20 protein-coding genes and 1 pseudogene are annotated in these 20141 nt (G+C 72.7%); 9 read left to right on the top strand and 12 right to left on the bottom strand.

The window, feature by feature from the left end:
- Positions 1–469: 469 nt before the first annotated feature.
- The gene (locus AVL59_RS14530) at positions 470–790 is read right to left on the bottom strand and encodes an STAS domain-containing protein (protein ID WP_257785081.1); all 321 of its coding nucleotides are present in this window, start codon (positions 788–790) and stop codon (positions 470–472) included.
- Between the two features lie 226 nt (positions 791–1016).
- On the opposite strand from AVL59_RS14530, the gene AVL59_RS14525 reads away from it, so the two are divergent.
- From AVL59_RS14525 to AVL59_RS14515, 3 genes are all read left to right on the top strand, one after another.
- A complete protein-coding gene (locus AVL59_RS14525; RefSeq protein WP_237281873.1) occupies positions 1017–1358 on the top strand; it encodes a helix-turn-helix transcriptional regulator in 342 nt (113 codons plus the stop codon).
- A 129-nt stretch (positions 1359–1487) separates the two neighbouring features.
- On the top strand, positions 1488–2588 hold the full coding sequence (locus tag AVL59_RS14520) for a recombinase family protein (RefSeq protein ID WP_067303816.1): 1101 nt from the start codon (positions 1488–1490) through the stop codon (positions 2586–2588).
- A 258-nt stretch (positions 2589–2846) separates the two neighbouring features.
- Positions 2847–3488, top strand: a complete 642-nt coding sequence (locus tag AVL59_RS14515) for a carbonic anhydrase (RefSeq protein WP_067303813.1) — start codon at positions 2847–2849, stop codon at positions 3486–3488.
- Between the two features lie 334 nt (positions 3489–3822).
- On the opposite strand, the gene AVL59_RS14510 is transcribed toward AVL59_RS14515, so the two are convergent.
- Positions 3823–4800, bottom strand: coding sequence for an L-threonylcarbamoyladenylate synthase (locus AVL59_RS14510; protein ID WP_067303810.1), 978 nt, complete (start codon positions 4798–4800; stop codon positions 3823–3825).
- A gap of 384 nt (positions 4801–5184) precedes the next feature.
- Here AVL59_RS14510 and AVL59_RS14505 point away from each other — a divergent pair, with 384 nt between their 5' ends.
- From AVL59_RS14505 to AVL59_RS14490, 4 genes are all read left to right on the top strand, one after another.
- Entirely contained in the window at positions 5185–5763 is a 579-nt protein-coding gene (locus AVL59_RS14505; protein WP_067303808.1) for a TetR/AcrR family transcriptional regulator, read from the top strand.
- A complete protein-coding gene (locus tag AVL59_RS14500) occupies positions 5760–7145 on the top strand; it encodes an MFS transporter (protein ID WP_067303805.1) in 1386 nt (461 codons plus the stop codon). Before AVL59_RS14505 ends, AVL59_RS14500 begins: the two co-directional genes overlap by 4 nt.
- A 63-nt stretch (positions 7146–7208) precedes the next feature.
- Complete coding sequence (locus tag AVL59_RS14495; RefSeq protein WP_067303802.1) at positions 7209–8432, top strand: serine hydrolase domain-containing protein; 1224 nt, start codon at positions 7209–7211, stop codon at positions 8430–8432.
- Between the two features lie 23 nt (positions 8433–8455).
- Entirely contained in the window at positions 8456–9058 is a 603-nt protein-coding gene (locus AVL59_RS14490; protein ID WP_067303800.1) for a hypothetical protein, read from the top strand.
- Positions 9059–9085: 27 nt separating this feature from the next.
- Here the strand turns inward: AVL59_RS14490 and AVL59_RS14485 are convergent, their stop codons facing one another.
- The 3 genes from AVL59_RS14485 to ribA are packed head-to-tail and all read right to left on the bottom strand — an operon-like array spanning position 9086 to position 11895.
- Positions 9086–10231, bottom strand: a complete 1146-nt coding sequence (locus tag AVL59_RS14485) for an NAD(P)/FAD-dependent oxidoreductase (RefSeq protein WP_067303797.1) — start codon at positions 10229–10231, stop codon at positions 9086–9088.
- The gene (locus AVL59_RS14480) at positions 10228–11202 is read right to left on the bottom strand and encodes an ornithine cyclodeaminase family protein (protein WP_067303795.1); all 975 of its coding nucleotides are present in this window, start codon (positions 11200–11202) and stop codon (positions 10228–10230) included. Before AVL59_RS14480 ends, AVL59_RS14485 begins: the two co-directional genes overlap by 4 nt.
- A gap of 33 nt (positions 11203–11235) precedes the next feature.
- The gene (gene ribA, locus AVL59_RS14475; protein WP_067303792.1) at positions 11236–11895 is read right to left on the bottom strand and encodes a GTP cyclohydrolase II; all 660 of its coding nucleotides are present in this window, start codon (positions 11893–11895) and stop codon (positions 11236–11238) included.
- Positions 11896–11934: 39 nt separating this feature from the next.
- Here ribA and AVL59_RS48010 point away from each other — a divergent pair, with 39 nt between their 5' ends.
- Positions 11935–12708, top strand: coding sequence for a creatininase family protein (locus AVL59_RS48010; protein ID WP_079146696.1), 774 nt, complete (start codon positions 11935–11937; stop codon positions 12706–12708).
- A 101-nt stretch (positions 12709–12809) separates the two neighbouring features.
- Here AVL59_RS48010 and AVL59_RS54175 read toward each other — a convergent pair.
- The 5 genes and pseudogenes from AVL59_RS54175 to AVL59_RS14450 all read right to left on the bottom strand — a co-directional run.
- A pseudogene (locus AVL59_RS54175) lies at positions 12810–13823 on the bottom strand (lysylphosphatidylglycerol synthase transmembrane domain-containing protein); the annotation flags it as partial.
- Positions 13820–14821, bottom strand: coding sequence for a methyltransferase domain-containing protein (locus AVL59_RS50440; protein WP_067303789.1), 1002 nt, complete (start codon positions 14819–14821; stop codon positions 13820–13822). The gene AVL59_RS50440 and the pseudogene AVL59_RS54175, both read right to left, overlap by 4 nt.
- On the bottom strand, positions 14818–16035 hold the full coding sequence (locus tag AVL59_RS14460) for a glycosyltransferase family 4 protein (RefSeq protein ID WP_067303786.1): 1218 nt from the start codon (positions 16033–16035) through the stop codon (positions 14818–14820). The genes AVL59_RS50440 and AVL59_RS14460 overlap by 4 nt, the downstream gene beginning before the upstream one ends.
- A complete protein-coding gene (locus AVL59_RS14455; RefSeq protein ID WP_067303784.1) occupies positions 16032–16430 on the bottom strand; it encodes a 6-pyruvoyl trahydropterin synthase family protein in 399 nt (132 codons plus the stop codon). Before AVL59_RS14455 ends, AVL59_RS14460 begins: the two co-directional genes overlap by 4 nt.
- Positions 16431–16542: 112 nt before the next feature.
- Entirely contained in the window at positions 16543–17532 is a 990-nt protein-coding gene (locus AVL59_RS14450; protein ID WP_067303782.1) for a zinc-dependent alcohol dehydrogenase, read from the bottom strand.
- 107 nt (positions 17533–17639) lie between these two features.
- Between AVL59_RS14450 and AVL59_RS14445 the strand changes: the two genes are divergently transcribed.
- Entirely contained in the window at positions 17640–18437 is a 798-nt protein-coding gene (locus AVL59_RS14445) for a CDP-alcohol phosphatidyltransferase family protein (RefSeq protein ID WP_067303780.1), read from the top strand.
- Positions 18438–18512: 75 nt separating this feature from the next.
- On the opposite strand, the gene AVL59_RS14440 is transcribed toward AVL59_RS14445, so the two are convergent.
- Together AVL59_RS14440 and AVL59_RS14435 are read right to left on the bottom strand one after the other, a co-directional pair.
- Positions 18513–19226: a YcnI family protein gene (locus tag AVL59_RS14440; RefSeq protein ID WP_067303778.1), complete on the bottom strand. Its 714-nt coding sequence runs from the start codon at positions 19224–19226 to the stop codon at positions 18513–18515.
- 40 nt (positions 19227–19266) lie between these two features.
- Positions 19267–19881: a hypothetical protein gene (locus AVL59_RS14435; protein WP_067303775.1), complete on the bottom strand. Its 615-nt coding sequence runs from the start codon at positions 19879–19881 to the stop codon at positions 19267–19269.
- Between the last annotated feature and the right edge of the window lie 260 nt (positions 19882–20141).

Below are 20141 nucleotides of genomic sequence, written 5' to 3'. Positions count from 1 at the left end.
AGAGGCCCGCCCCGACCCCCGCCGGCCGGTCTCGTACTGGTGAAGTCCCCGATCCGCGCGATCGGGGACTTCACCAGTAGGAACGGAACAGAGAACCGGCGTAGCTGTCAAAACTTTTGACATGGTGTGAGTGGAGGCTCTGTACGCGTCCCGAAGCCGCCGCGAAGGGGCAAGTAGCTCAGCGTGAGGTTCCGGCCTCGGGTCACAGGTGAGGGCCAACGGCTGGCCGGCGGCGGCCTGCGCCCCGCTGCGCGGCCCGGCCGCCGCGGACGACGCGGGGCGAGTTCCGCCGGGCGCCTCGAGGTCCTGCGGCCCGTCGGCTCGGCTACGGGGCCCCGAGGGGGCGGCTCCGCTGTTCGGACCGGAGCGGCCTGCCAGAGCCGCGATGTGCAGCGGCTTGCCCCTGGCTACCGGCCACTTTCCCCGTCACCGCAGGCCGCACACCGGGGCGGACTCATTCGGGGTGCCGTCAGCTGCTCAGGGCGGCCTCGGCGTCGGCGACGGTGGCAAAGACCCGCAGGACCTGATCGGCTCCAGTCATCTCCAGGACCCGGTGCAACAGGCCCGGGACGCAGGCCAGGACCAGTGCCACCGCTGCCTTCTCCGCCTCGCGATGTGCTCCCAGCAAGACGTTCAGCCCCGCCGAGTCGCAGAACGACACATCCGCCAGGTCCACGACGACGGCCCGCTCCGCGCGAGCGATCACTTGCTCCAGCCGCTCACGCATCTCCGGCTGCGTGACGTAATCCATGGCCCCGCGCACCTTCGCCACCAGGCAGGGACCCGACATGGTCGTCTCGACCGAAGAAAGATCTTCCACAACGCCTGCCCAACCGTCTCACCCGGGACCTGAGAATGCCGTCGAGCCTATCCGGCAAGGCCCGTCCGACCACGACAGAAGAGCCGGATGCCTTCACCACGGATCCTGCATCCCCGTAGACAATGGATGAAGCGGGTTTCGGGAAGTTCGCTGCCGGTGTTCCCGGCACGGCAGCATCGAGGGGGCAGCGTTGATCGTGGACCAGCAGGCCAGAGGATGGGACTTTCTCACCAACCACGCGCGCGTGCTGCTGGCCGCCGCACGCGATCCCACCGCGCGTATCCGTGACATCGGCGCGGCCTGCCACATCACCGAACGCACCGCCCAGAGCATCGTCGGCGACCTCGAACAGGCCGGCTACCTCAGCCGGGAGCGAGAGGGACGGCGCACGCGCTACATCCTCCATCTGGACGGCAGGCTGCGTCATTCGACGGAGGCCCACCTGCCTGTCAGGGCCCTGCTGGAGTTGTTCACCGGCGGGGACCGCGAGGATCTTGCCCCGGAGGGCGGGTCAGGGCCCGGGAAGCACGCACCGTGATTCTCATAAATGACCGGTTGCGAGAGTTCTGCGAGAGCCTCGGGGCGATCACGTTTCCGCAGGTCGCGACTCGCAGAAGTCCTCTCAAAACCTAGGTGTTGTGCGAGACAGTTCTGACAGACTTCCGGGGTGGATCTGACGCCCGATCAAGCCGCAATCGCGGTAGAACGAAACGACTGTCCGAAGTGTGAAGCCCAGGCCGGCGGCCCGTGCCGCACCCGCGGCGGGAAGACCGCCACGAAGTACCACACCGCCCGCTTCATCCTCGTGCCCGCGCTCCGGGAGGAACTCGACGTCCTCGTGCCGGAGGACCGCGGCCCGGGACGGCCGTGGAAGCCGGGCCCGCCCGCCGAGGCTCTGCCTGCCGCCTCGGCGGCAAAGCCGATCCGGATCGGGTACGCGCGCTGCTTGACCGCCCAGCAGGAACTCCAGTCCCAACTCGACGCGCTGGAACCGGTCTGCAAGCGGATCTTCTCCGAGAAGATCAGCACCCGGGTGAAGGCCCGGCCGAAGCTTCAGGAGGCGCTGAAGCTGGCGTACGACATCAAGGAGGCCGCCCCCGACCAGGAGGTCATCCTCACCGTCCACGAGCTCAAGCGCCTGGCCCGCAACGCCGCCGAACTGATGACGCTGTCCGGACAGCTCCAGGCGGTCGGCGTCCAGCTCGAACTCCTCACCGGACCGCTCAGCGGCATCTACGACCCCAATGGCATGGGCGCGATGTTCTTCGCCGTCCTGGCCGCCGCAGCCCAGATCGAACGCAACTACATCCGGGAGAAGACCCTGGAGGGCCAGGTGACCGCCGCGGCCAAGGGCAACCACGGCGGACGCCCCAAGGTCATCGACGAGGACATGCTTCTCTTCGCCCGTGCGCTGAAGGACCGCGGTGTCCCTGTACCGGAGATCGCGAAGAAGCTGACGATCAAGACCGGCAAGAACGCAGGCAAACATCCTTCGATCGCCTCGCTGTACCGCGCGCTCGCCGAAGCCGAGGCGACCGAGGCACCGGCCGGGCCGAAGATCATCGCCCCGCGTCGGCCGCCCCGGGTGGACCTCACCGGCCCCGGCAGCGGCACCGACCCCGAGCTGATGGATCGCCTCACGCAGCAGGTTCTCGACGGCACGAGCGACGAGGTGATTGACGCGCTCACTGAGCAGACCGACGACGGAGCGAAGGACGTGGTGGCCCAGCTGCTGGCGCAGGCCCGCAACGGCGGGGATGGCGAGTGATCCCGGGCGGTCCACCCTCGTTCGGCCGACAGCGCGGGCGGCACCTGGCTCGTTGTGCGGATGTGGACGACGAACGGAGGGTCCTGGACCGGTCGGCGTACGGGGCGGGGCAGCACCGTCGCGCGCTGAGGTTCCCTACCGAGGCCGCTCTCGCCGGGCGCCTGGGGGTGATGGCAAGGCCGTCGGTGTGGCCCGACCTGGTGAGCTCCGGCGGGACCAGGCGGTGCGACGGCTGGTGCCGGCTCGTAGGCTGCCGCCATGACCGAGATCCAGAACCCGACGCCCCGCGGCGCCTTCGAGCTGCTCATGGCCGGTAACCAGCGCTTCGTCTCAGGCGCCCCCGAGCACCCGAACCAGGACGCCATACGCCGCACCGAGATCGCACCGGCACAGCAGCCCTTCGCCGTGCTGTTCGGGTGCTCCGACTCCCGGCTGGCCGCCGAAATCATCTTCGACCGCGGCCTGGGCGACCTGTTCGTGGTGCGCACCGCGGGGCATGTCGCCGGTGCAGAAGCCCTTGGTTCCATCGAGTACGGCGTGAGCGTGCTCGACGCCCCGCTCGTCGTCGTGCTCGGCCACGACTCGTGCGGGGCCATCGCAGCCGCCCGTGCCGCAGCCGACGGCGGCAGGGTGCCCGGCGGCTTCGTCCGTGACGTTGTCGAACGGGTGACCCCGAGCGTGCTGGCAGCCCGCGCCGCCGGACGCGACCAGGCCGACGAGATCCTGGCCGAGCACATCGAGCACACCGTGGACCTGCTGCTCGAGCGCTCTCGCGCCCTGGCCGAACGGGTGGCCGCAGGCCGCCTCGGCGTGGTGGGGCTGTCCTACCGGCTGGCCGACGGCAGTGCACAGCTCGTCGCCTCTCGCGGCCTTGATGCGGCGGTCCCTGCCGCGTCCTGACCATCCCGGCTGTGGCTGCCCCAGCGTGATTTGCCCCGGTGTGAGGAGACCCGTATACGCGGATGGGGAACCCACCGGGTTCACCGCTCGATTACCCCGGAAGGGCACCGCCCGATGGCTCACGGAGCCGACCACGCGTCCAGCACCGTCCCCCGCGCCGACTTGGCGCGGCCGCGGGCTGCGAGGTGTGCCTGGGATGGGGAACGGTCGTCACCGACGACGGGCGGCACGAGCTGTGCCCGGTCTGCCAGACCGGCGGAAGCTCAGCCGAATCCGCCACGAATCCGCCAGACCCCGGCGCCCGGGAGCAGTAAGGGCAGGGTGTCGGCGCTGGTCACACGGTGGTCCGGGGCCCCGCGGCGCGGCGGAGCCGGTTGGCGATCGCCAGTCCCAGCCCCTCCTCCGCCGGCAGGGACGCGACGATGAGGTCGCACCCCCGCAGGTCGAGTTCGCGCAGGAACCCGTACAACCCGCGCGCATAGGCGGCCATCGAACCGGGGACCTGCACCACCGCGTGCGCCTTCACCTCGGCGCCGGCGAAGGCGGGCGGAAGAAAGACGCCGACCCGGTGCCCCAGCTCCTGCGCCAGCTCCGCCTCGGCGACGACCTTCTCCGGCTCGACCAGGACGACCCGAGCACGCGGCGCGTAGTGCGACGGATGCTGGCCCGGCACCCGGATGTGGCTGGTCGCAGGGACCACGAGCGGGCACCCCAGCACCGCTTCGAGGTCCTCACGCGTCACCCCGCCGGGCCGCAGGATGGTCGGGATCTCGCCCGTGGCGTCGACGATGGTCGACTCGACACCGACCTCGCAGGGGCCGCCGTCCAGCACGAAGTCGACCCCGTCGCCGAGCTCGGCACGGACGTCGTCCGCGGTCGTGGGGCTCACCGAGCCGAAGCGGTTGGCGGACGGGGCCGTGACACCACCACCGAAGGCCGACAGCAGCGCGAGTGCCACGGGGTGGTCGGGCACGCGCACGGCCACCGTCTCCAAGCCACCGGTCGCTTCCAGGGGCACCCGGCGACCGCGCCGCAGGACCAGCGTGAGGGGCCCCGGCCAGAAGCGTTCGGCCAGCAGGCGGGCCGTCGCGGGCACGTCCTCGACCCAGTCGTCCAGGTGCTCCGCGCTCCCAATGTGGACGATCAGCGGGTGCGAGGGCGGACGCCCCTTGACCTGGAAGATGTGCGAGACGGCGGCGGGGTCCTCAGCGTTGGCGCCCAGTCCGTAGACGGTCTCGGTCGGGAGAGCCACCAGGCCGCCGGCACGCAGCACACCGGCCGCCTTCTCGATGTCACTGGTTCTTGCCGTCACCCTCGCAATCCTAGAAGCACAGAGGACCGGCGACGGCCATGATCGATCCCAGCGCCAACTGCGGCCTCACTGACCCCGGGCCGCTCAAGATCAACTACTGGCGGCCTTGGCGCTTATCTCGGCGACACCCCAGCCACCCCGCTCACCAGGATTCTGCTCATCAATCACGGAGCAAGATCATCCCATGGCCCCTTTTGGGCTCACCTCGGCGATACCCCTGAGGGTGACCAGCACCCCGCCGTCCTGCTCGGAGAGCAGCTTCAGCAGTGCGTCCTGCGTGGCGTCCTGAGTCATAACCACCTCAACTCGGCGGGGCGGTCCGCGCATTCCCGGCACCCGCCGACCGAGTAGACACTGTCTACCACCGACTGGTAGACAGTGTCCATGAGTGAATCCGACACGGGCCTGCGGGCCCGCCTGGTCGACGTCGGCGTGGAGCTGGTGGCCGCCGAGGGCGCCCAGGCGTTGACGCTGCGGGAGATCGCCCGCCGTGCGGGGGTCTCGCACGGGGCGCCCCGGCGCTACTTCCCCACCCACCTGGAGCTGCTCTCCGCCATCGCCCGGCGGGGCTTCGCGGACCTGGCCGGCCGGGTCGAGGCGACACTGGCGGCCGGTGGCGATCCGCGCACGCAGGTGTCGGAACTGTCCCGCGCCTACCTGGAGTTCGCGCTAAACAACCCGGGCATGTACGAGCTGATGTTCCGTCATGACCTGCTGGAGAGCGGACACCTGGGGCTGCGCGAGACGAGTCTGCCGCTCTTCGGACTGCTCGTGGATCTGCTGGGCCGCGTCCGGCCCGAGGCGGACGCCCGCCGCGTGGCCGGCGCTCTGTGGGCCAACCTGCACGGCATCGCCCAGCTGTGGCACTGGGGCAGTCTCCAACTGGCCACCGGAGGCGAGGACTTCGCGCCCCTGCTGGAGGCGGCCCTGCTCGCCCATCTGAGCCCGCGGGAGGCCCGGTGAACCGCCGCCTCACGCTGGCCGCAAGCGTGGCGGGCGCGGTGCTCGTCGCCCTGGACGGTACGGTCCTCACGGTCGCCCAGCCCTCCCTGCAACGGGCGCTGCACGCGTCGTACACGCAGGTGCAGTGGACCAGTACCGCGTATCTCGTCGCGGTGGCGAGCCTGCTGGTGTTCGCGGGGCGGCTCGGCGACCGGTACGGGCAGCGGCGGTTGTTCGCGCTCGGCATGCTGGGGTTCGGCGCGACCTCGGCGGGCATCGGTCTCGCGCCCGGGATCGGCTGGGTGATCGGGCTGCGGGTGGCGCAGGGGGTGTGCGGAGCGCTGCTGCAGCCGGCCACGCTCGGCATGCTGCGGACCGCCTTCCCGCCGGACCGGCTGGCCATGCCGCTCGCGGTGCGCACCAGCGCGATCGGCCTGGCGGCGGCCGCGGGACCGCTGGTGGGCGGTGCGCTGGTGAGCGGCCTGGGCTGGCGGTCGGTGTTCTTCCTCGGTGTGCTGCCGGCGCTGGGCTTCGGGCTCGCGGCCCTGGCGGGCGGGGAGCGTACGACGGCCGCCGCCCCGGGAGACGAGGTCCGGTTCCGGCCCTCGGCGTCCCTGGACCTCCCCGGTGCGCTGCTCCTCGCGGTCACCCTGGCCTGTTTCGTGCACACGCTGGTCGCGCCGCCCGGCTCCGGTGCGGCCACCGCGGCCGGGTTCGGGGGCGCCGCGCTGGCCGGTGCCGCCTTCCTACGGCACGAACGGCGGACCGCGAGCCCGCTGCTGCCGCCCGAGGTCATCGGCTCCCCCGCCGTCGGCGCGGCGCTCGGCCTGCTCGTCGCCGTGTCGGCCTCGCTGTTCGGCACACTGTTCGTCGAGACGTACGTGCTGCAGCGCAGGCTCGGTCTCGATCCGTTCCACAGCGCCCTGCGCAGCCTGCCGTTGGCGGTGCTGATGGTGCTGTCCGCCCCGCTGTGCCCGGCACTGCTGCGCCGAGTGGGTGCGCGGTGGACGGCGGGAGCGGCGACGGCGGCGCTCGCGCTGGGCGTCCTCGTGCTGTCCCGGGCCACCGGCACCCTCGCGCTCTGCTGCGCCTTCGCGCTGCTCGGCGCCGGGTTCGGCACGGTGATGGTGGCGGCCACCCATGTCGTCGTACGGCATGCGGACGTGGCGGCGGCCGGAGTGGCGGGCGGGCTGCAGCAGACCGCGCTGAACGTCGGCCCGGTCATCGGTGTGGCCGCGGGCACCGCGCTGATGGACGCGGGACCGGGTACGGCACTGCTCGCGCTCGCCGCCGTGGCCGCGTGTGCCGTGCCGGCCGCCCGCGCCCTGCCGGGTCGCGGCGTCGCGTCGATCACACACACCCCTGATGAGCGGGTCCGAGCCGGTGTTCCTGCGCGACGATGAGGCGTCAGGTCGTCCCGGCCGGCGAGCCGGACCGCACGCGCACGACGCGACCGAAGGAGAGCGATGGCACAGCTGCGACAGGAAGTCGACCCGAGCGAGGTCGGGCTCGACGCGAGGGCCCTTGACCGCCTCGACCAGCACTTCGCCCGCCACGTCGACGAAGGGCGCCTGCCCGGCTATCTGGTCGCCGTGGCCCGCGGCGGCCGTGTCGCCCACCTCACCACGCACGGCCACCGCGACCTCGCGGCCGGGCTGCCGGTGGAGGCCGACACCCTGTGGCGCGTCTACTCCATGACCAAACCGGTCACGGCGGTCGCGGTGCTCCAACTGGTGGAGCAGGGCCTGCTGTCCCTGGACGACCCGGTCGACCGCTACGTTCCCGCGTTCGCCGACCCCCGTGTGTACGAGAGCGGTTCGGGCGCCGATGTGCGGACGCGTCCGGCCGACGGCCCGATCCTGATCCGTCATCTGCTCACCCACACGGCGGGCCTGACCTTCGGCTTCTACCACGACCACCCCGTCGACGCGCTCTACCGCGCCGCGGGCCTGGAGTTCTCCGTACCGCCGGGCGCCGACCTCGCCGAGACCGTCGAGGTGTACGCGAGCCTGCCGCTGCAGTTCGAGCCGGGCACGCAGTGGAACTACTCGGTCGCCTCCAATGTGCTGGGCCGGGTGATCGAGCTGGTCTCCGGGCAGCCGCTGGACGAGTTCTTCGCCGAGCGGATCTTCCGCCCGCTCGGCATGACCGACGCCGGCTTCCACCTCACCCCCGAACAGTGCGGACGTCTGGCCGAGTTGTACGGCGAGACGGACGACGGCGGCATCGCACCGGTCCCGGGGCTGCCCGTGCGGAGCCGGCCGCGGTTCCTGTCCGGCAGCGGCGGCATCGTCGCCACGGCACAGGACTTCCACCGGTTCATGGAGATGCTGCGCCGGGGCGGCGAGCTGGACGGCACCCGCGTACTGAGACCCGGCACGCTCGCGGGCATGACCCGCAACCAGCTGCCCGGCGGCGCCGACCGGCGCTCCTTCGGCGCCCCCGTCCACCAGGAGCGGAACAATGAGGGCCTCGGCTTCGGCTTCAACGTCTCCGTGGTCGTCGACCCGGCCCGCACCGTCGTCCCGCAGGGCCTCGGCACCTACGGCTGGACCGGCGTGGCCACCACCGCCTTCTGGGTCGACCCGAGCCACGATCTGACCGTGCAGTTCATGACCCAGGTACGGCCGAAGAAGCTGAAGGTCTTCCCGGAGCTGCGCCGGCTGGTGCACGAGGCTTTGGCGGACTGACGGCTCGGCTACGGTCCTGCCCCATGGGAATCACCACCGCCTGGAGCATCAGCGCCCACGACGACGGTTACCTCGGCAATGAACTGGCGCCGCGCTTCCTGCCGTTGATCGAGGCGGAGCGCAACGAGCCGCTCGCCCGGGAGCGGTGGGCACGCTGGACGACCGGGGACACCTGGCCCGGCGAACCCTCCGAGGACTTCCTGGAGTTGGTCCGCGGCGGCGATCACGTCCAGAAGATGTACGACGGGCTGTCCGCCGACGACCCGTTCTCCGTGCTGCACGACGTGTGGGACCAGGAGGGTATCGGGGACCGCCTGTTCATCTCCGTGCAGAGCAAGGACTGGGCGGTCTGGTCCTTCTTCCACGCCATCGGGCCGGCCCGGGCCGCGCTGCTGCCCGGCTGGTGCGGCAACTTCCTGCTCACGTCCGCCGAAGTACGTGACACCCTGCCCCGGCTGGAACGCGCCCTGACGTTCGACCCGGCGGAACGGGCCGCCGCGCGCCGACGGGACTGGCTCGGCTACTCACCCGAGGAGGAGTCGGTCCTGGACGGCCCGTTGCGCATGTGGCGGCTCGCCGCACAAGCCGGAATGGGCCTGTGCGGCGTCTCCCTCACGATCTACTGACCGGCCGCGGGGCGAGGTGCGGCACGGTCACACCACATTGGCCTCCGGGCGCGGGGCGCCGGCCACGAACCGGTCGGCGCTCAGGGGGCGGACGTCCAGGAAGGGCGGGCGGCCCAGATAGAGGTCGCGGACGATCTCGCCCACGGCGGGGCCCTGCAGGAAGCCGTGCCCGGAGAAGCCGGTCGCGTACAGGAAGCGGGACACCGAAGTCGCCTCGCCGATCAGCGCGTTGTGGTCGGGGGTGTTCTCGTACAGGCCCGCCCAGCCGCCGGTGCGGCGCAGCTCGAGCAGGGCGGGGGCGCGTCGCTGCATCGCCTCGCACAGCCGGGGGATCCAGCGGTCGTGGGTGTCGGTGGCGAAGCCCGGCCGCTCGTCCGGGTCGGACATGCCGAGCAGCAGGCCGGGGCCCTCGGCGTGGAAGTACAGGCTGGTGGTGAAGTCGATCGTCATGGGCAGGGCGGGCGGCAGCCCCGGCACCGGCTCGGTGACCGCGATCTGGCGGCGCAGCGGTTCGACCGGAAGGTCGACGCCCGCCATCGCGCCGACCGCCCTCGACCAGGCGCCGGCCGCGCAGATCACCGTATCGGTGCGGATGCGGCCGAGAGTGGTGCCGACGGCGGTGATGGTGGCGCCCTGCCGTTCGATGCCGGTGACCTCGGTGTGGCGCAGGATGCGGGCGCCGTGTGCGCGGGCGGTGGCCGCGTAGCCGTGGACGACCGCCTCGGGCGTGCAGTGGCCGTCGTCCGGGGAGTGGGCGGCGGCCAGCAGGCCGTCGGTGGTGATCAGCGGGGAGAGGCGGCGGGCCTGCTTCGGGGTGAGCATCCGGCTCGGCACGCCGAGGGAGTTCTGCAGCCGGACCCCCGCCTCGAACGAGGCGACCTGCTCGGGTGTGGACAGCAGGAAGAGATAGCCGACCCGGTGCAGCCCGATGTCCTGGCCGGTCTCCTCCTCGAACCGGGCGAAGGCCTCCAGGCTGCGCGCACCGAGCCGGATGTTCAGCTCGTCGGAGAACTGCGCCCGTACCCCGCCCGCGGCCTTGGAGGTGGACCCGGCGGCGAGTTCGTCCCGCTCGACCAGGACGACGTCCCGCACCCCGGCGCGCGCGAGATGGCAGGCGATGCTCGTGCCCATCACACCGCCGCCGACGACGACCACACGGGCCCGGAGGTTCACGCCCCCGCCTCCCTCGCGGCACGGATCACGGCCCAGGCGGCCGCCGCGTCCTGGATGCCGAGTCCGACGCTGTTGTAATACAGGACGTCCTGGGGGGTGGTGCGGGCGGTGCGGTGTCCGGTGAGCACCTCGCCCAGCGGGACGAGGGCGTCCGGGTCGAGCAGGCCGTCGCGCAGGGCGTCCACGATCGGTCCGGCGTGCCCGGCCGCCGTCCCGGGGTCGTCGACGACGACGGCCGCGGCCCGCCGTACGACGTCGGTGTCGACCTCTCGGCGGGTGGGCTCGAAGGAGCCGACGCTGACCACGGTGCAACCGGGTGCCAGCCACGCGCCGCGCACCACGGGTGTCGTGCTGAGCGTGCAGGCGGCGACCACGGATGCCCCGGTCACGGCCTCCTCGGCGCTGTCCGCCGCCCGGACGGGCACGCCGAGTTCGCGGGCGAGGGTGCCGGCGGCCGCGGCGCGCCGGTGCGGGTCCGGGCTCCACAGCCGTACCGCCGTCAGCTCCCGGACCCGGGCGATCATGCGGGCGTGGGCGAGGGCCTGGGTGCCGGAGCCCAGCAGGGCCAGTTCGGTGCGGCCGGGCACGGCGAGGGCGTCCACGGCGACGGCGCTCCCGGCGGCCGTGCGCAGCGTGGTCACGGCCGTGCCGTCCAGGACGGCGGCGAGCCGGCCGGTCGCCGGGTCCAGCGCGGTGACGACCGCGTGCACGGTGGGCAGTCCGGCCGCCGCGTTGCCCGGGTTGACGCTGCCGAACTTCGCCACCGCCCCGGTGTCCTCGGACAGCCGGGAGACGTAGGCGAAGACCACACTGTCGTCGAAGCGGCTCGGCTCCATGATCTTCCCGGGCAGATCGGCCTCGCCGGTGCCGAGCGCCGTGAAGGCCGTCCGCTGGGAGGCGATCGCCGCGTCCGCTCCGAGCAGCCGCGTCACCTCGGCGCCGGAGAGGAAGAGGACGTCGTCGTCGGTCATCCTCTGATCCTGTCCGGACGGCAGCCCGCCGAATCAGGAGCCGTGGGCGACCGCGTCCAGGTGAGGCAGGATGTGGTCCATCCGCTCCCGCTTGGTGCGCAGATAGGTGATGTTGCTCTCGCACGGCTCGATCAGCAGCGGCACCTGCTCGGCCACCTGGATGCCGTGCCGGACCAGCGCCTCGCGCTTGCGCGGGTTGTTGGACATCAGCCGGACCGAGCGCACCCCGAGGTCGCGCAGGATCTCGGCCGCGACGCCGTAGTCGCGGGCGTCGACGGGCAGGCCGAGCGCCAGGTTCGCCTCGACCGTGTCCAGGCCCTCCGCCTGCAGGGCCATCGCGCGCAGCTTGGCGAGGAGGCCGATGCCACGGCCCTCGTGACCCCGCAAGTAGACGACGATGCCGCTGCCTTCGGCGACCACCGCGCGCAGCGACGAGGCCAGCTGGTCCCCGCACTCGCAGTGCTGCGAGCCGAACGCGTCCCCGGTCAGGCACTCCGAGTGCAGCCGGACCAGAACGTTCTCGGAGCCGATCTCGCCGTGGACGAGGGCGACTTGCTCGTCACCGCGGTCGTGGTCCAGGTAGCCGATCGCCTGGAATTTCCCGTACACGGTGGGCAGCGGGGCATTCACGACGCGTTCCGCGCCCGAACGCCGCTGGGACTTCTTGCCGAGGACGCCGATGTTTTCTGTCATGATCTGATTCCTAAGCAGAGACGAAAGGCCGGGGAAAAGATGAGTGGTTCGGGCGCGCGTACGGCGGCATACGGGGTGGTGCCGGCGGACACCACGGAGGACGTACGGATGCGGGGGGCGGGCGTTTCAGCACAGGTCGCCGTCCTTCCCGTCGGCAGCTTCGAACAGCATGGTCCCTTCCTTCCGCTGGCGACCGACACGCTCGTCGCCTGTGCCGTGGCACGGGAGATCGCCGAGGCGTATCCGGTGCACCTCCTTCCTCCGCTGACGGTCTCCTGCTCGCACGAGCACGCGGCCTGGCCGGGGACCGTCAGCATCTCCGCCGTGACCCTGCACGCGGTGGTCCGGGACATCGCGGCGTCGCTCGGCCGCTCCGGCGTGGACGCGCTGGTCGTGGTCAACGGGCACGGCGGCAACTACGTGCTGGGCAACGTCGTCCAGGAGGCCTCCGCGCGCGGCGAGAAGGCGGCGCTGTTCCCCGCCGCGGAGGACTGGGAGACGGCCCGGGAGCGGGCGGGTGTGCTCACCTCGCTGCTCACCGACATGCACGCGGGGGAAATCGAGACCTCCATTCTGCTGCACGCTCATCCCGAATTCGTCCGCCCTGGTTACGAGTCCGCTGATTTCACCGCGGACGACCGTCGTCATCTGCTCACCGTGGGAATGTCCGCCTATACCGAATCGGGCGTCATCGGCCGTCCTTCCCTGGGGTCCGCGGAAAAGGGGAAGGAACTGCTGGCGAGTCTGGTGGAATCCTTCGGCGCGACGTACGCGTTGCTCACGTCGGGCGACGGCGAGGGCGTACGGGGGTAGCCGCGCAGTCCGGTGTACCAGCGGGCGACGAGGACGACGGCGCCGGGCAGGCTCGCCACGAAGCTGAGCACGCCGTACACCACGGCGACGGCCACTCCGTTGCTCGCGCCGAGCCCGGCGGCGCCGAACGCCCAGGCGGTGACGCCCTCGCGGGGGCCGAAACCGCCGACGTTCAGCGGCAGGCCCATGGCGACCAGGGCGAGGACCGCGAGCGGCAGCAGCACCGGCACGGAGGCGGCCGATCCGGCGACCCGTGCCGCGACGACGAACATCGCCACGTGTCCGGCGAGGATGACGGCCGAGGACAGCGCCACACCCGGCCCGGCCTGCCGGGACAGGAGCCCCTGCCGCGCCTCGCCGAGGGTGGCGCGCAGCGCGCCGCGGCGCCGGGTGGACGCACGGTTCATGCGGACGGCGACGACGACGGCGAGCGCGCCCATGGCGGCGAGGGCCGCGAGCGGGGCGAAGCCCCGGACGTCGTCGCGGACGGGCGAGGGCAGGGTCAGCAGCACCGCGGCGCCGAACACGGTCAGCGCGATCTGCCCGGCGACCCGCTCCAGCACCACCGTCTTCACTCCGCGCCGCAGGTCACCGGCGCTCTGCCCGTGCCGGACCGCCCGGTGCACATCGCCCAGGATCCCGCCGGGCAGCGCCGCGTTCAGGAACAGCGCGCGGTAGTAGTCGGCCAGCGCGGGCCCGAACGGCAGCCGGATCCGCAGCCCGCGGGCCACCAGCTGCCAGCGCCACGCGCTGAACACGGTGGTGACCACGCCGATCGCCAGAGCCGCCAGCAACGTCACCGTGTCGATCCGCCGCAGCCCGTCGAGAAGGACGCCGGTACCCAGCCGCCAGAGCAGGACGGCGAGGATGACGACCCCGACCCCCGTGCCGAAGTGAGTGTGCAGGGCACGGGAGTTGAGACGGGAGAGGAGGGTACGGGGGACGCGGGGGGTGTTGAGCTCCGCGGGCTCGGGGGTGCGGGGGCGCGGGAACGCGGGTGCGGGCGTGGCCTCGCCGACGGGCGGTTCCAGCAGTGCCGTCACGGTTTCGGGGGCGGGTGCCGGGCCGAGGCTCCCCGCCCGTGCGGAGGCCGTGGGCACCGTCGGTCCGTTCATGACGCCCCGCCCCTCGGCCGGGGCAGTGCCAGCAGGTCGCTGTGGTGGACGACCACGTGCAACTCGCCCGCCGCGCAGGCGGCCAGGCGCTCGTCCAGATAGCGTTCGGCGCGTTCGCGCAGGCCGGGCCGCTGTTCGACGGCCGCGCCGACCCATCCGCGCAGCCACTGCTCGGTCAGCGCGGACTCCGCGGGGCCGAGCCGCCAGGGGCTCGGCTGCAGCCGTACCGTCGCCCCGCGCTCGGCGAACACCTCGCAGGCCACGGTCACCGCGTCCGGGCCGAGCAGACCGCCTCGCCGCTGGTGGGCGTCGAACGCCTCGGCGATCTCGGCGTCCAGGGGGTGGGCGGGGGTGAGTTCGACGCGTCCCGCGACGGACAGCGTGAGCAGCGCCGGACAGCCGGCGCCGGTGCACGCGTCGGCGAGGGCCTCGATCTCCTCACGGGTGAGGACGTCCAGCAGCGCCGACGCGGTCGCCAGCGAAGCCCCGGACAGCGCGTCGGGGGTGAGCCGGGCGATGTCGCCGCGCCGTGTCTCGACCGTGATCCGGCTGCCGTCGGCGGCGGAGCGCGCCGAGGCCACCGCGGCGAAGTGCAGCAGGTAGGGGTCACGGTCGTGCAGGATCCAGTGCTGCGCGCCGTCCAGGCGGGGCGCCAGCCAGCGGCCCATGGAGCCGGTGCCACAGCCCAGGTCGTGCACGACCAGACCGCCCGCGCGGCCCGGCAGATTGGCCAGCCGGATCCGCAGCGGGTCCAGCAGGTCCTGCGCCCGGGCGGCCGCGTCGGCCCCTTCGCGCAGTTGCAGCCACTCGGGTGCGTACCGGGACGGCTCCTCCTCCTGCCCGCCCTCGCGCAGCCGCACCGTGGCCCGTTCGCCGGGGCGGGCCACGGGCCCGGCCCCGGCGATGACCTGGGACGGGTCGCCGTCGGCCGCCGACTGCGTCTCGCGGGGCCCGGGTTGGGCCGGGATCCCCCCGGTCACCGTCGTCGTGTCCTTCATGCCGCCCTCCTCGGGGTTTCGGGAAGCCGGCCGAGTACCGCGGCCAGGCTGCGGGCGGTCGCCGCCCAGCCGCCGAGAGCCGCGCGGCGGCTGCGAGCCGCGGCCTTCAGGCGGCGGCGTACGTCGGGTTCGCCGAACCAGCCGCGCAGTTCGGCGGCGAGCGCGGCGGGGTCCTCCGGCGGGACGAGGATGCCGGGGACGCCGCCGTCGGGGGCGCGGCCGACGGCCTCGGGCACACCGCCGACGTCGGTCGCCAGCACCGGGATCCCGCGGGCGAGCGCCTCGGTGACCGCCATGCCGTAGGTCTCCGCGTACGAGGTGAGGACCATCAGGTCGGCCGTCGCGTAGGCGGCGTCGAGCGCGGCACCGGCCTGCGGTCCGGCGAGGTGCAGGCGGTCCTCGAGACCGTGCCGCCGGATCAGGTCGCGCAAGTGGGCGACGTACTCGGGGTCGTTGGTCAGTCCGCCGACGCACACGCAGCGCCACGGCAGGTCGGTCACCGCGGCCAGCGCCTCCACCAGCCGGTGCTGGCCCTTGCGCGGGGTGACGGCGGCGACACACAGCAGCTGGGTGACGCCGTCGGTGCCGGGAGCGAGCGGTGCGATGTCGGCTCCGGGTGCGGCGACGTGGACCCGTTCGGGGGCCAGGCCGTGGTGGGAGATGAGTCGGCGGACCGCCCAGTCGCTGGTGGCGACGACCGCGGACACCGCCCGCAGCACCGCCCGTTCGCGGGCGTCCAGGTCGGCTGCCACGGCCGGGTCCAGGCCGGTCTCGTCGCCGAGGGGCAGATGCACCAGGACCGCGAGCCGCAGCCGTTCGGCCTCGGGCACGACGATCTCCGGGACGCCGCAGGCGACCAGCCCGTCCAGCAGGACGACGGTGTCGTCCGGCAGGTCCCGCAGGGTGCGGGCGAGCGTGTCACGGTCGGCCTGGGCGGGGCGCGGCCAGCTGCCGGGCACGGCGTGCGGCACGGCCTGCCAGCCGAAGCCCGGCAGGTCCAGGCAGACCCGGCGGTCGTAGGCGTTGCCGCCGCTCGGCGTGGCCGGGTCGTCGACGCCGCCCGGCATCACGAAGTGCACGGTGCGCAGGGACATGGGCACGATCCCGGCGTTCTCGGAGGCGAAGGGGGCGGCGGAAGCGGAGGAGGCGGCGCGTTGCGCGGGCACATGGGCGAGTGCCGCCTGCCCGGTCTTCTCCAGGGCCAGATCGGTCACAGCGCACGCTCGTAACTCGCCCAGGCGATGTGCGACTCGTGCAGGGTGACGGTGAGGCTCTTGAGGCCCTTGGCGCCCTCGCCGAGTGCGCCCTTGTGGACGCGTTCGGCGAGCCGGTCGGCGATGACCTTGGCCAGGAACTCGGTGGAGGTGTTGATCCCGGCGAACTCCGGCTCGTCGTCGAGGTTGCGGTAGTTCAGCTCGCCGGTGACGGCGCCCAGTTCCTGGGTGGCCAGGCCGATGTCGACGACGATGTTGTCCTCGTCCAGCTGCTCGCGGCGGAACGTGGCGTCCACGAGGAAGGTGGCGCCGTGCAGTCGCTGCGCGGGCCCGAACACGTCGCCGCGGAAGCTGTGGGCGATCATGATGTGATCGCGGACGGTGATGCTGAACAACGGACGACCCTCCAGGTGCGGCGCGTCTGGTGCCCCCGGCGGCTCACTGCCGGGGGATGACGTGTAGTACGGCTCTTCGCTTCCCCGCGTTCAGCCCTCTCTCACTCTTTTCTCAGGTCAGGCCGTCTTCGCCGTACGAGATCCGGTGGCACAGTGCCGGGATCTCACCGGAGGCGAGTCTCGGCATCAGTTCCGGCAGCTCCTCGAAGGTGCTCTCCCCGGTGATGAGGGCGTCCAGCGCCGGGTCGGCGAGCAGATCGAGGGCGAGCGCCATCCGCTCGGCGTAGCCGCGGCCGGGGCGGGCCGCCGGGGAGACGGTGCCGACCTGGCTGCTGCGCACGGTGAGCCGGCGCGAGTGGAAGGCCTCGCCGAGCGGCAGGGCGATGCGCCGGTCGCCGTACCAGCTCAGTTCGACGACCGTGCCCTCGGCGGCGAGGAGTTCGAGGGAGCGGGCGAGGCCCTGCTCGGTGGCGCTGGCGTGGATGACGAGGTCACAGTCGCCCAGCGCGTCCGCGGGTGCGGCGAAGTCCACGCCTAGCGCCTCGGCGGTCTTGGCGCGGGCCGGGTCGGCGTCGACCAGCTGCAGCCGTATGCCGGGGAAGCGGGCGAGCAGGGCCGCCACGGAGCAGCCGACCATGCCGCCGCCGACCACCGCGATCCGGTCGCCGATCTGCGGTGCCGCGTCCCACAGGGCGTTCACGGCGGTCTCCACGGTGCCCGCGAGAACGGCCCGCCGGGCGGGCACCCGCTCGGGCACCACGGTCACGGCGCTCACCGGAACGGCGTAACGGCTCTGATGCGGATACAGGCAGAAGACCGTGCGCCCGAGGAGCGCCTCCGGTCCTTCCTCGACGATCCCGACGTTCAGGTAGCCGTACTTCACCGGGCCCGGGAAGTCGCCCTCCTGGAACGGCGCCCGCATGACGGCGTGTTGGCTCTCGGGCACCCTGCCGCGGAAGACCAGTGTCTCCGTGCCGCGGCTGACTCCGGAGTAGAGGGCGCGCACGACGATCTCGCCCTCGGCGGGGTCCGCGAGAGTGACGTCGCGCAGCTCGCCGACGCCGGGTGAGCGGAGCCAGAACGCGCGGGCCGACCGGTTCATCGGCATCCTCCTGAACGATCGGGAAGTTGTTCACGTACCGAGAAGTGCACAGGCCGCGCACAGTACGCGGCGTTGATCGACTCTGTCACTCGGCCGGAGGGTGTGCGGTGGCCCTGAACAACACTTTTGACGCGAGGCTTCAGCAGGAGACCGCTGTGGGAGCGGGCGCGCAGATCCTGCTGCTGTCCCTGATCGGCACGGCGATCGGCATGGGCGTGGCCGGCTGGCTGACGGGACTGGGCTTCGCGTTCGCCACCTGGGCGGTTCTCTCCCGTGCCCTGCACCGCTCCCGGCTCAGTTCCTTCGGGCCAGCCAACCGGGTCACCCTCGGCCGGGCCACCCTGGTCGGCGGGGTGACCGCGCTGGTCGCCGACTCCTTCCAGAGCGCGCCGCCGGTCACACTGCTGGTCGGGCTGACCGCCGTGGCGCTCCTTCTGGACGGGGTGGACGGCAAGGTGGCCCGCCGCACCGGCACCTCCTCCGCGCTCGGCGCCCGCTTCGACATGGAGGTCGACGCGTTCCTGATCCTGGTGCTGAGCGTGTACGTGGCGATGCAGCTGGGGCCGTGGGTGCTGCTGATCGGGTCCATGCGCTACGCGTTCGTGGCAGCGGCTCGTGTCGCCCCCTGGCTGAACGCCCCGCTGCCGCCGTCCTTCGCCCGCAAGACGGTCGCCGCGATCCAGGGCGTCTGCCTGCTGCTGGCGGGCGCCGAGCTGCTGCCGCACGCGGCCAATCTGGCGGTCGTGCTGCTGGCGCTGGGCTCGCTGGTCTGGTCGTTCGGCCGGGACGTGCTGTGGCTGTGGCGGAACTCCCGTCCTAGCGCCGCCGCTGCCACTGCCGCTCCTGCTGCCGCCGCCGAGGAGGCGTCGGCGGAGCCGCGCCTGCTGGAGCTGGCGGCTCGCTGAGGGCACCCGGCGCACGGCGAAGGGCCCGGACCGACGAGCGGTCCGGGCCCTTTCCCGTGCCCCGTGGGCGCGCGGTTACGACCGCGCGGCCCGGCTTCGTACGATCGCGAAGGCGGCCGCCGCCAGGCCCAGTACGCCGACCACGAGCCCGGCGACGCCCAGGCCGCGGGCCGTGGAGTCGCTCGCGTCCGTCGTCTTCGTGCTGCCCCCGCTGTCGCTCTTCGCCGCCGCGGCGGCCGGGGTCTGCCCGCCCGCGGTGAGCTTGAGCACCGGCGCCGGGTTCTCCGGCTCGTCCCCGCCGGCCGACTCCTCGATCCAGCGGGCGACCTTGCCGTCGGAGTAGGTCTGCAGCGTCTTGAACGACAACTGGCCGGTGTCGTCGGGCAGCTGGCCGAAGGCGACGTCGAAGTCCTCGTACTGTCCGGCGCCGATCTTCCCGCCGGTCCAGGTGATCTGGGAGACGGCGTCGGTGATGGTGCCGTCGTCGGTCTTGACCGGCTTCTTGAGCTTGGTGGTGGTCACCTTGGCGGTCCAGCCGTCCCGTGGGTGGACCAGGACGCCGAGGACGGGGTGGTCGGTCGGCAGGAAGACCTGCACCTTGGTGGTGGAGGCGCTGTCCTCCTCGTTGGGGACGCGGAAGGTCAGCAGGCCGTCGGTGGCTCCCTTGGCGTAGCTCTCCGGGTGGACGGTGACGTGCGCGGAGGCGACGCCGGCGGCGGCGAGGAGCCCGGCGGCGGTCAGGGCGGTGAGGGTACCGGCACGGCGCAGGGCGATGCGTGTCGCGGACATGAGTGAGTGGATCTCCGTACGAGTGACGTGGGTCAGATGGTCAGATCGGGTACGGGATCGGGGCCGGGGGTCCGCGGCGGCTCACCGCGTGCCGCAGGGCGGGCCGGCGGGGCGGCTCGGGGCCGGCCGGGGCGCACAGGGCGGGGCCGGCGGAAACGGGCAGCGGGGTGCGCCGCCACCAGGCGACGAGGCCCGGCAGGAGCGTGACCGCGCGGCGCAGCAGCGACCACAGGGCGGCCTCGCCCCGCCTGAGCCACCAGGAGGCGGCCAGCGCGGCGAGGAGGTGCGCGGCGGTGGCGTGGGCGGCGCCGGTGTGAGCCACGGGGTGGAGGTGCATCGCCGCCATGGTGTGACCCGGCATGGAGGCCATGTGCATGGCCTGCGCACGGCCCGGACCGATGTCCCGGTGGGCCGCGTCGAAGGCGAGGTGCAGCCCGGCCTGGGTGAGGAGCATGGCCGCGCCGATGCCGGGCAGCGACCGCTCCCGTCCGCCGAGCGCCCAGCCGAGCGCGAAGACGGCGCAGAAGCCGGCGGCGTCGGCCCACAGGGGCGGCATGGCGCCCATGGCCAGGCCGTGTCCGGCGGCAGCCAGCAGCACGCACACCGCGGCGAACACCGCGGCGCGCAGGCTCCGTACCGCCGGCGACGCGCTCATGGTGAGGGATCCTCCCACGGTCGGGAGGTACGTGAGGCACCGGCGCTCCGTTCAGTCAGCGGGGCGTGGCGGGTGACGGGCGGCAGGATGACGGAACGGGCACCGTCGAGGTCGTCTGGGGGGGCTGGCCTAATGCTTATCTTCTGCACTTGCACTGGATATGCATGAAGCGGGGCGCGCGATCACCGAGCCGCTGAAGGGAACGACAGGTCAGCCCCTCTGTTCCGCCCTGCGGGCCGGTGGGCAGGGGCTCTGGCACC

It is taken from the genome of Streptomyces griseochromogenes, from assembly GCF_001542625.1.
GTDB lineage: Bacteria > Actinomycetota > Actinomycetes > Streptomycetales > Streptomycetaceae > Streptomyces > Streptomyces griseochromogenes.
Note: the sequence above shows the minus strand (reverse complement) of the source record. Positions and strands in the feature narration are given on the sequence as shown.

What these genes read in the sequence shown, in the direction of transcription:
- AVL59_RS14490 (WP_067303800.1), top strand. Translation starts at nt 8,456, where the DNA reads ATGGGAATCACCACCGCCTGGAGCATCAGCGCCCACGACGACGGTTAC.
- AVL59_RS14495 (WP_067303802.1), top strand. Translation starts at nt 7,209, where the DNA reads ATGGCACAGCTGCGACAGGAAGTCGACCCGAGCGAGGTCGGGCTCGAC.
- AVL59_RS14505 (WP_067303808.1), top strand. Translation starts at nt 5,185, where the DNA reads ATGAGTGAATCCGACACGGGCCTGCGGGCCCGCCTGGTCGACGTCGGC.
- ribA (WP_067303792.1), bottom strand. Translation starts at nt 11,895, where the DNA reads ATGACAGAAAACATCGGCGTCCTCGGCAAGAAGTCCCAGCGGCGTTCG.
- AVL59_RS14480 (WP_067303795.1), bottom strand. Translation starts at nt 11,202, where the DNA reads ATGACCGACGACGACGTCCTCTTCCTCTCCGGCGCCGAGGTGACGCGG.
- AVL59_RS14515 (WP_067303813.1), top strand. Translation starts at nt 2,847, where the DNA reads ATGACCGAGATCCAGAACCCGACGCCCCGCGGCGCCTTCGAGCTGCTC.
- AVL59_RS50440 (WP_067303789.1), bottom strand. Translation starts at nt 14,821, where the DNA reads ATGAAGGACACGACGACGGTGACCGGGGGGATCCCGGCCCAACCCGGG.
- AVL59_RS48010 (WP_079146696.1), top strand. Translation starts at nt 11,935, where the DNA reads ATGAGTGGTTCGGGCGCGCGTACGGCGGCATACGGGGTGGTGCCGGCG.
- AVL59_RS14530 (WP_257785081.1), bottom strand. Translation starts at nt 790, where the DNA reads ATGTCGGGTCCCTGCCTGGTGGCGAAGGTGCGCGGGGCCATGGATTAC.
- AVL59_RS14435 (WP_067303775.1), bottom strand. Translation starts at nt 19,881, where the DNA reads ATGAGCGCGTCGCCGGCGGTACGGAGCCTGCGCGCCGCGGTGTTCGCC.
- AVL59_RS14450 (WP_067303782.1), bottom strand. Translation starts at nt 17,532, where the DNA reads ATGAACCGGTCGGCCCGCGCGTTCTGGCTCCGCTCACCCGGCGTCGGC.
- AVL59_RS14440 (WP_067303778.1), bottom strand. Translation starts at nt 19,226, where the DNA reads ATGTCCGCGACACGCATCGCCCTGCGCCGTGCCGGTACCCTCACCGCC.